We start from the raw sequence: 4,602 nt of genomic DNA on the forward strand, positions 1-4,602 counted from the left end.
CACTAGTCCGGCGGGAGTTAGCGATGACGCTCAAGTCAAGGGTGCGCGAGCACACCTTCACCGTGACCGAGAACGAGCCGGTGGGCGACGGCATCTGGCGCATGGTCTTCCGCGCGCCGGAGCTCGCCGGCTCCCTCGAGCCCGGTCAGTTCATGAACTTCCTCGTCCCCGGGGCCAAGCAGATCCTGCGCGTCCCGCTCAGCTATGCGAGCGCGGACGCCGGCGCCGGCACGGTCGAGGTCGTCTACGCCGTCGTGGGCGACGCCACGCGCTGCCTCACCCAGATGGCGGCGGGGGAGTCCTCCTCCGTCCTCGGGCCGTCCGGCAACGGGTGGCGCGTTCGCGAGGGGCAGGGCCGCTCCGTCGTCGTCGGCGGCGGCGTGGGTGCGCCCCCCGCGGTCGCCGCGGCGGGCCTGCTCGCCGCCCACGGCGTAGCGTTCGACGGCATCCTCGGCGCGCAGACCGCGAGCAAGCTCTGGGGCGTCGAGCGCTTGGGCGAGCTCGGCGCGGGCAAGGCCGTCGCCACGACCGACGACGGCACCGCCGGCGTCAAGGGCTTCACCACCGACGCCCTGCTCGAGCTTCTTTCCGCCGGCGGCTACGACACCGTCTATACCTGCGGGCCGCAGGTCATGATGCGCGGCGTCGCCCAGATTTGCCGCGAGGCGGGCGTCGAGTGTCAGGTCTCCATGGAGCGGATGATGTCGTGCGCGTTCGGCGCCTGCAACACCTGCAACGTGAGCATGGCCGACGGCACCTACAAGTCCTGCTGCATGAACGGCCCCGTCTTCGACGCGAAGGAGGTGGCGTGGTAATGGCTGGCGAGAGCGTGAACATGGCCGTCGACCTGGGCGGCATTCACATGCAGAACCCCGTGAACACCGCGTCGGGCACCTTCGGCTTCGGCTGGCAGTTCGAGGGCTTCTTTGATGTTTCCTCCCTCGGCGCGATCACGACCAAGGGCTGCTCCGCCGAGCCCTGGCCCGGCAACCCCGAGCCTCGCATGTGCGAGGTCCCCTCGGGCATGATGAACACCGTAGGCCTCGCGAACCCCGGCGTCGCCGGGATGCTCGACTCCTACGGCGACTACCTCCGCGAGCTCGAGGACCGCGGCTGCCGCGTGATCCTGCAGGCCGCCGGCCACTCCCACGAGGAGTACATCGCCGTCGTCGAGAAGATCGAGGAGCTCGCCCCCTGGTGCTCCGGCATTGAGCTCAACATCTCGTGCCCGAACATCGCCCGGGGCGGCGCCTTGGTTGGCGGCACCCCCGAGTCCGCCGCCGAGGTCGTTTCGGCCGTGCGCGAGCGCGTGCGCCGGCCCCTCTTGGTAAAGATGGCGCCCGTCCGCGTGCCCGAGATCGCGCGCGCCGTCGAGGCCGCGGGCGCAGACGCGCTCAGCCTCATCAACACCATCAACGGCATGCACCTGAACGTCCACACGCGCAAGAGCATGCTCTCCAAGCCCACGGGCGGGGTCTCCGGGCCGGCCATCCACGCCATCGCGGTGCGCATGGTCTGGGAGGCAGCGAACTCGGTGAAGATCCCGGTCAACGGCATGGGCGGCGTCGCCACCTGGGAGGATGCGGCCGAGATGATCCTTGCCGGCGCCACATCCGTCACGGTGGGTACTGCGAACTTCTACGACCCGACCGCCGCCCAGAAGGTCGCCCGCGGCCTCGAGTCCTGGGCGCGCGAGCAGGGCGTGTCCGATATCAACGAGCTGATTGGAGCCGCAGAATGCTGACGTACGAGCAAGCCTCCGACAAGGTCATCATCGCGCTGGACTGCAGCCGCGAGCGCGCCTTCGAGCTCGCGGACATGCTCGCCGGCAAGGCCACGTGGGTCAAGGTCGGCATGACGCTCTTCTATGCCGAGGGGCCGGCCATCGTCGACGCCATGCGCGAGCGCGGCCTCAAGGTCTTCCTCGACCTCAAGGTTCACGACATCCCCTTCCAGGTCCAGGGCGCCGTCCGCTCCGCCTCGATGACGGGCGCGGACATCATCTCCATCCACGGCCTGGGCACCGCCCCCATGGTCGAGGCGGCCCGCAAGGGCGCCGAGGAGGCCGCCGAGAAGCGCGGCGGCGACCGCACGCGCCTCGTCGCGATCTCGGTCCTCACGAGCATGGACCAGGAGGCGCTCGCCTCCATCGGCGTCTCCGGTTCCATCGCCGACGAGGTCAGCCGCCTGGCGAGCCTCGCCTACGGCGCGGGCGCGGACGGCATCGTCTGCTCCCCGCAGGAGGCCTCGCAGATGCGCGAGCTCCTCGGCCCCGACGCGCTCATCGTGACCCCGGGCGTCCGCCCCGCGGGCTCGGCCGTCGGCGACCAGAAGCGCATCGCGACCCCCGCCGCAGCCATCGCCGCCGGCGCATCGAAGCTCGTCATCGGCCGCCCGATCACCGCAGCCGACGACCCCGTCGCCGCCTTCGACGCCATCTGCGCCGAGCTCATGGCGTAGCCGCCCCGCGCGACGCGCGACGGCGGAGGCTCGCGCTCGTTGCCGAGGGCTCCGAGACGCTCGCCGTTTCCGGAAGGCCCTTATCGCCTGCTCTGGCTGGCGATAAGGGCCTTCTGCCATTCTGCAAGGGCCGCCTGCCTGAGCTTTTGGCCTGGGCCCATGCCGTTGACCTGGGGTTTTATGCCCCAAGCGCGCGCCTCAACTTCCGGTTGTGAAATATTTATAGCCGCTGAGCTGGGCATTTGCGATTTCTTCTTGCAATTGTGCAGGTAAATGGGCATAGTATTTCACGGAAAGTCGCGCACAGGCGCTGATTCGCGCCCGCTGCTGACTCTTGTATTACGCAATGTTTGGAGGACACAATGGCTCTACCTCAGCTTTCGCCCGAGCAGCGCAAGGCCGCCCTCGAGAAGGCCGCTCAGGCCCGCCACGAGCGCGCTGAGCTCCGCGATAAGATCAAGTCCGGCAAGGTCACCCTCGCCGAGGTTCTCGATTCCGACGACCCCATCGCCAACCGCATGAAGGTCTCCGCCCTCATCGAGTCCCTCCCCGGCTACGGCAAGGCCAAGGCCGCCAAGATCATGGACGAGCTGGGCATCTCCGCCACCCGTCGCGTCAAGGGCCTCGGCGCCCGTCAGCGCGAGCAGCTCATCGAGGCGCTCTCCAAGTAAAGTGGCCAGGAAACCTCATCTCTTCGTCGTTTCCGGACCGTCAGGCGTAGGCAAGGGCACGCTGGTCGCAGAGCTGCGCCAGCGTGTTCCTTCCCTGGGCCTGACGGTCTCGGCTACCACGAGGAGCCCCCGCGAAGGGGAGATCGACGGCGTCCACTACCACTTCCTCTCGGACGAGGAGTTCCGCAGCCGCGTGGAGGCGGGGGACTTCCTCGAGTGGGCGCACGTCCACGGCCATTGCTACGGCACGCTCAAAAGCGAGGTCGACCGGCTGTTCGCCGAGGGCCGCTCCGTGGTCCTCGAGATCGACGTTCAGGGAGGCCTGAACGTCCGCAAGGTCTGGCCGGGCGCCGTCCTCGTCTTTATCGAGCCGCCCTCGGCCTCCGAGCTCGAGCGGCGCCTGCGCGGCCGCGGCACCGAGGACGAGGCCAGCATCGAGCTGCGCCTCAAGAACTCCGCCGCCGAGATGGCCGCTGCCGCGTCCTACGACGAGCGCATCGTCAACGACGACCTTGACCGTGCGGTCGACGAGCTCGCCGACCTTATTGATTCATACGAGACGAACGAAAGGTCTCTATAGATGTCCGTTACTAAGCCCAGCATCGACACCCTGCTCGAGAAGACCGAGCACAACCCGTTCCTGCTTTGCTCCCTCGCGTCCAAGCGTGCCTGCGACATCAACAACATGATCCGCGGGCAGCACCTGCGCGTTACCGCCATCCAGGACTTCGACGACATCACCACCGTCGTTTCCGGCGAGGACACCGTCTCCATCGCCATGGAGGAGATCGAGTCCGGCACCCTCGGCTTCGTCAAGGACGAGTTTGACGAGGACATCAAGGGCGCCAACACGATCGCCATTTAAGCCATGACCGAGAGACTCTGCCTCGTTCACTACCACGAGATCGGCCTCAAGGGCAAGAACCGCTCGACCTTCGAGAACCAGCTCGTGACCAACCTGCATAGGGCGCTTCGCGGCTTCGAGGTGCGCAACATCCAGCGCATCTCGGGCTACGTCGTCGTCGAGTCCGAGGACCGCGAGGCCTCCGAGGCCATGGCGGCCGCCATCAGGCGCGTGCCCGGCGTGGCGCGCGTCTCGCTGGCGTACAAGTGCGGCCTCGACGAGCAGGAGTTCATCGCCGCCGCCGTCCGCGCCCTCGGCGAGGCCGGCGACTTCCACAGCTTCAAGGTGCACGCTCGCCGCAGCTCCACCACCTACGAGCGCCACACGCTCGAGATGAACCAGCTCGTGGGCTCCGCCCTCTGCGAGGCCTTCCCCGAAAAGAAGGTCGACGTCCACAATCCCGACGTCACTGTCGTGGTCCATGTGGTGCAGGGCTCCACCTACGTATACGCCGCCTCGGCGCCCGGTGTGGGCGGCCTGCCCGTCGGCACCGCCGGCAAGGTCGTGACGCTGCTCTCCAGCGGCTTCGACTCCCCGGTGGCCACCTGGATGGTCGGCCGTCGCGGC

The 4,602-nt window shown here is 68.1% G+C and carries 7 protein-coding genes; all 7 read left to right on the forward strand.

Annotated elements, in window-relative coordinates; all coding sequences use genetic code 11:
• Positions 1 to 23: 23 nt before the first annotated feature.
• Positions 24 to 815: an iron-sulfur cluster-binding protein gene (locus ACT84W_RS06255; RefSeq protein WP_444328591.1), complete on the forward strand. Its 792-nt coding sequence runs from the start codon at positions 24 to 26 to the stop codon at positions 813 to 815.
• Positions 815 to 1,744, forward strand: a complete 930-nt coding sequence (locus ACT84W_RS06260; RefSeq protein WP_417576474.1) for a dihydroorotate dehydrogenase — start codon at positions 815 to 817, stop codon at positions 1,742 to 1,744. The genes ACT84W_RS06255 and ACT84W_RS06260 overlap by 1 nt, the downstream gene beginning before the upstream one ends.
• Positions 1,738 to 2,460 carry an orotidine-5'-phosphate decarboxylase gene (gene pyrF, locus ACT84W_RS06265; RefSeq protein ID WP_417576475.1) on the forward strand — a complete coding sequence of 241 codons (723 nt, stop codon included), beginning with the start codon at positions 1,738 to 1,740 and terminating at the stop codon, positions 2,458 to 2,460. Before ACT84W_RS06260 ends, pyrF begins: the two co-directional genes overlap by 7 nt.
• A gap of 362 nt (positions 2,461 to 2,822) precedes the next feature.
• Positions 2,823 to 3,131: an integration host factor, actinobacterial type gene (mihF, locus tag ACT84W_RS06270; RefSeq protein WP_417576476.1), complete on the forward strand. Its 309-nt coding sequence runs from the start codon at positions 2,823 to 2,825 to the stop codon at positions 3,129 to 3,131.
• Between the two features lies 1 nt (position 3,132).
• Positions 3,133 to 3,711 (forward strand): guanylate kinase, encoded by a 579-nt coding sequence (gene gmk, locus ACT84W_RS06275; RefSeq protein ID WP_417576477.1) that lies wholly within the window; start codon positions 3,133 to 3,135, stop codon positions 3,709 to 3,711.
• Entirely contained in the window at positions 3,712 to 3,996 is a 285-nt protein-coding gene (locus ACT84W_RS06280; protein WP_417576478.1) for a DNA-directed RNA polymerase subunit omega, read from the forward strand.
• A 3-nt stretch (positions 3,997 to 3,999) separates the two neighbouring features.
• The coding region (locus tag ACT84W_RS06285; protein WP_444328592.1) for a THUMP domain-containing protein at positions 4,000 to 4,602 on the forward strand (603 nt) is incomplete at its 3' end.

The organism is Paratractidigestivibacter sp., assembly GCF_052362415.1.
GTDB lineage: Bacteria > Actinomycetota > Coriobacteriia > Coriobacteriales > Atopobiaceae > Paratractidigestivibacter.